General features: G+C 71.2%; 3 protein-coding genes and 2 pseudogenes. All 5 read left to right on the top strand.

Translation table 11 applies throughout. The features are described from left to right. Nucleotides 1-75: 75 nt before the first annotated feature. Nucleotides 76-318, top strand: a pseudogene (locus tag JS521_RS30835) (DUF742 domain-containing protein); the annotation flags it as partial. After that, nucleotides 293-883: a GTP-binding protein gene (locus JS521_RS30830; protein ID WP_205086219.1), complete on the top strand. Its 591-nt coding sequence runs from the start codon at nt 293-295 to the stop codon at nt 881-883. The pseudogene JS521_RS30835 and the gene JS521_RS30830, both read left to right, overlap by 26 nt. A gap of 66 nt (nt 884-949) precedes the next feature. Next, a complete protein-coding gene (locus tag JS521_RS30825; RefSeq protein WP_205086218.1) occupies nt 950-2,371 on the top strand; it encodes a cytochrome P450 family protein in 1,422 nt (473 codons plus the stop codon). Nucleotides 2,372-2,393: 22 nt separating this feature from the next. Beyond that, nucleotides 2,394-3,071 (top strand): annotated as a pseudogene (locus JS521_RS30820) (enoyl-CoA hydratase/isomerase family protein). 24 nt (nt 3,072-3,095) lie between these two features. Next, nucleotides 3,096-4,070, top strand: a complete 975-nt coding sequence (locus tag JS521_RS30815; RefSeq protein ID WP_205086217.1) for a TerC family protein — start codon at nt 3,096-3,098, stop codon at nt 4,068-4,070. Nucleotides 4,071-4,467 lie beyond the last annotated feature (397 nt).

Raw genomic sequence — 4,467 nt, 5'->3', positions numbered from 1 at the left:
GCGTAGGCCCACCAGGCCACCCCGGCGGCGGCCGACGGGACGGCCCGCGAGAACCCCGCGGCCCCCGAGACCCCCAAGCCCCCGCCGAGCCCCAGCCCCGAGGTCAGGGCGATCTGGGAGCTGTGCTCCGGCGGCTATCTCTCGGTGGCCGAGGTCGCCGGCCACCTCGGCCTGCCGGTCGGGGTGGCCCGTCTGCTGCTCCAGGATTTACACCAGCAGGGACACCTGCTGCGCCGCAAGGCGCCGCCGCCGGCCCAGCTCGTTGACAGGAAGATCCTCGAAGAGGTGTTGCATGGACTCCAAGTCCGGTTCGGCTGAGAGCATCTATGTGCCGGACGCGGTGCAGCGCGCGGCGAAGATCCTCGTCGTCGGGCACTTCGCGGTGGGCAAGACCACACTGATCGGCACCCTGTCCGAGATCACCCCGCTGCGCACCGAGGAGCGGATGACCCAGGCCGCGGCCCAGGTCGACGATCTGCGCGGGGCGCCCGACAAGACGACGACGACGGTCGCCCTGGACTTCGGCCGGCTCACCCTCAGCGACGAGCTGGTGCTCTACCTGTTCGGTACGCCGGGGCAGCAGCGGTTCGTGGAGCTGTGGGAGGACATGGCGCGCGGTTCGCTGGGGGCGCTGCTCCTGGTCGACCCGGCGCGGCTCGCCGACACGTTCCCCGTCATCGACCTCGTCGAGACGTACGGGCTGGAGTACGCGGTCGCCGTCAACAGCTTCGACCCGTACTCGCAGCACGCCGAGGACGAACTGCGCGAGGCGCTCGACCTGCTGCCGGACACCCCGGTCGTCTTCTGCGACGCCCGGGACCAGAGGTCCTCCGCGCAGGCCCTGATCACGCTGGTCCGCCACCTGCTGGCGCACGCGGCCTGACGTACCCCCAACGAATCCGGAAGCCGGGGCCTTCGACGGCCCCGCGATCACACCGAGGAAGCCGCCATGGACCCGCAGCCGGGAGCCAACCCGTACAGCGCCCCCGCCGGGTGCCCCATGCACCAGCAGCAACCCCAGCAGCAGACGCCGCTGTACGGACCGGAGTTCGCCGCCGATCCGCACCGCTTCTACGACGCGGCACGCACGCACGGCCCCGCCGCGCCCGTCGAGCTGGCCCCCGGGGTGAACGCCACGCTGATCGTGCAGCACGAGGCGGCGCTGCGGGTGCTGCAGAACCCGGCGCTGTTCGCCCGGGACTCGCGGCGCTGGGCCGCGCTGCGCGAGGGTGCCGTACCGATGGACAGCCCGGTGCTGCCGATGATGGTCTACCGGCCCAACTGCCTGTTCACCGACGGCGCGGAGCACCTGCGGCTGCGCAAGGCGGTCACCGAGTCGCTGGCCCGGCTGAACAGCAGCCGGCTGAGCCGGGACGTCGAGCGGATCGCCGACTACCTGATCGACCAGTTCATCGAGCGCGGCACCGCCGACCTGCTCAACGAGTACGCCAAGCTCCTGCCGCTGCTGCTGTTCAACCAGATCTTCGGCTGCCCCGGCGACATCGGTGACCGGCTGACCCGCTCGATGTCGGCGATCTTCGACGGCGAGGACGTGCTGCGTGCCAACGAGGAGCTGACCGAGTGCCTGATGGAGCTGGTCTCGATCAAGCGCCGCCAGCCCGGCGACGACGTCACCTCCTGGCTCATCCAGCACCCGGCGGGGCTGCGGGACGAGGAGCTGAAGGACCAGCTGGTGGTGCTGATGGGCGCGGGCGTGGAGCCGGAGCGCAATCTGATCGCCAACGCGCTGCTGCTCATGCTCGCGGGCGAGCAGCCGGGCGCGCCGGAGCGGCGTGGTTCGGGGATGCTCGTCGAGGACGCGCTGGACGACGTCCTGTGGAACAACCCGCCGATCGCCAACTACGCCACGCACTACCCGGTGCGGGACATCGAGCTGGACGGGGTGGTGCTGAAGGCGGAGACGCCCGTGCTGATCAGCTTCGCCGCCGCGAACAGTGACCCGGGGCTCACCGACACCCGCCAGACCCTCAGCAAGGGCGCACATCTGGCCTGGGGCGCGGGCCCGCACGTGTGTCCCGCCAAGTCGCCCGCGACGCTGATCGCGCTGACCGCGATCGAGAAGATCCTCAACACCGTCCCGGACCTCTCGCTGGCCGTGCCCGCCTCGGGCGTGGCCTGGCGGCCGGGCCCCTTCCACCGGGCCCTGATCGCGCTGCCCGTACGGTTCACGCCGACGGCCGCGCGGCATACGGGCCCCGGGGCGCAGCCGCCGGCGCAGACCTCGGCCCAGCTCCCCGACCCGTACCGGAACACCTCCTCCGCAGCACCGGTGACGCCCCGTCACACTCCCGAGCCGGCCAAGAAGCAGAAGGGCTGGTGGAGTTCGTTCCTCGACGTGTTCCGCGTATGACTCACGGTCCGACAATTCGCATATGCTGGACATCGTCGCCGTACCCGACCCGGAGGTGCGGGTGCTGGTGCTCGGCGCGGTGGGGGACGACTTCTGCCTGGGCGGGGACCGTACCGAGTTCGGCCAGTGGCTGGAGGAGGACCCGACGGGCCGGGGCATCCGGGTCGCCGGCGAGAAGGCCGCCGGGTCTGCGAGGCGCTGTCGGGCGCCCGGGTGGTGACCATCGCCCGAGTGCGGGGCAAGGCGGTCGGCGCGGGGTTCGCGCTGGCCCTCGCCTGCGATCTGCGGGTCGGGGCGGAGAACGCCTCCTTCCGTCCGGCTGCCGGAGCTGGCGCTCGGGCTGCCGACCGCCTGGGGCGGGCTGCTGCCCCGGCTGATCCACGAGGTGGGCGCGGCCCGGGTCCGCGAGCTGATCCTGACCGGCCGGGCCTTCGGGGCCGCCGAGGCCCGCGAGCTGTCGGTGCTCCAGCAGGTGGCGCCCGAGGCGGAGCTGGACGACGCGGTCGCGGCCTGGGCGAAGCCGGTGGTGCGCCGCCCGGAGGCCGCGCTGCGGGTCACCAAGGCGCTGCTGAACTCCTGCGCCGCCGCCACCCGGCTGGCCGATCCCGCGTTCCTCGACGCGGAGCTGATGGCCTCGGTCGCTGCCGCCACCCGGCGGCCTCCGGCGGGCGGCAACGGGGCGGGCGGGGCACACTCGTAAAAACCCGAGTGGGAGGTCTCCGGCGTGGACGTACCGGTGTGGCTGTGGATCGTGTTCGCCGTGACCGTCGTCGTCTCCCTGACGGTCGACCTTCTGGCGCACCGCAAGGCGCATGTCATCGGCTTCAAGGAGGCCGGGCTGTGGAGCGCCCTGTGGGTGGGTCTCGCGCTGGTCTTCGGCGGGGTCGTCTTCCTGACGCTGGGGACGACCGCCGGAACGGAGTACACGACCGCGTGGCTGCTGGAGAAGAGCCTCTCGGTCGACAACCTCTTCGTCTTCGCGCTGATCTTCGCGTATTTCAAGGTGCCCCGGGAGTATCAGCACCGGGTGCTTTTCTACGGCGTCATCGGCGCCCTGGTGTTCCGGGCGATCTTCCTGACCGCTGGTGTCGCGGTGGTGAACCGCTTCACCTTCGTCCTGTTCCTCTTCGCCGCGATCCTTCTCTACAGCAGCTACAAAATCCTCAGCGGCCAGGAGGAGAATTTCGACCCGGGCAAGAGCTTCGCGGTGCGGGCGCTGCGGAAGATCATGCCGGTTCAGGACGAGTATTCCGGGACGCATTTCGTCGTCCACAAGGAGGGGCGGCGCATCGCCACCCCGCTGCTCGCGGTGGTCGCCGCGATCGAGGCGGCCGACCTCATCTTCGCGGTCGACAGCGTGCCCGCGGTGCTCGCGGTCAGCGACGACCTGTTCATCGTCTACACCAGCAACGCCTTCGCGATCCTGGGGCTGCGGGCCCTGTACTTCCTGCTGGCGGGGCTGCTGGACCGGTTCCACTACCTGAGCCACGGGCTGGCGGTCATCCTCGCCTTCATCGCGGTCAAGCTCGTCCTCCAGGCCTGCCACAAGATGATCAGCACCTCGATCCCGGAGATCCCCTCGCCGATCAGCCTGGCGGTGATCGTCGTCATTCTGGCGGTGTCGGTGACGCTCAGCATGCGCCGCCCGCCGAGCGACACGAGCGATGCGGGCGCGTCCGGCGCCGATAAGAACAAGTAAGGCGGAGGCAAAGCAGAGGGAAAGACTTTCCAAAGCCTGCCGCCGGACCTATCGTGAGTAAATGGACAGCAAAAAGCGTGACCTCCACCAGCGGGCCGCTTTCATGTGCCCGACCTGCAAACAGCCCGTCCCCTCCGAGATCCACCGCCACAAATCCCTCGGGATCTTCGTCCCGGTGTGGCGCGCGGGCCCCTGCGAAAACCCCGACTGCGCGGATGACGCCCGCGAGGCACGACCCGCCCGGCACCGCTCACGTCACTGATGTCCCGAGGTCCCCCGGGGGGGGGGGGGGGCGGGGGGGGGGGGGGGCCCCCCGGGGGGGGGGGGGGGGCGGGGGGGGGGGCGCCGCGGGCGGGCCGGCGCGGCGACCGGCCGCCGGCCCGGGGCCGGAGGGAGG

Source organism: Streptomyces durocortorensis (genome assembly GCF_016901035.1).
Classification (GTDB): domain Bacteria; phylum Actinomycetota; class Actinomycetes; order Streptomycetales; family Streptomycetaceae; genus Streptomyces; species Streptomyces durocortorensis.
Note: the sequence above shows the minus strand (reverse complement) of the source record. Positions and strands in the feature narration are given on the sequence as shown.

Excerpts from the sequence above, each read along its gene's own strand:
- JS521_RS30830 (WP_205086219.1), top strand. The coding sequence starts at position 293 with ATGGACTCCAAGTCCGGTTCGGCTGAGAGCATCTATGTGCCGGACGCG.
- JS521_RS30825 (WP_205086218.1), top strand. The coding sequence starts at position 950 with ATGGACCCGCAGCCGGGAGCCAACCCGTACAGCGCCCCCGCCGGGTGC.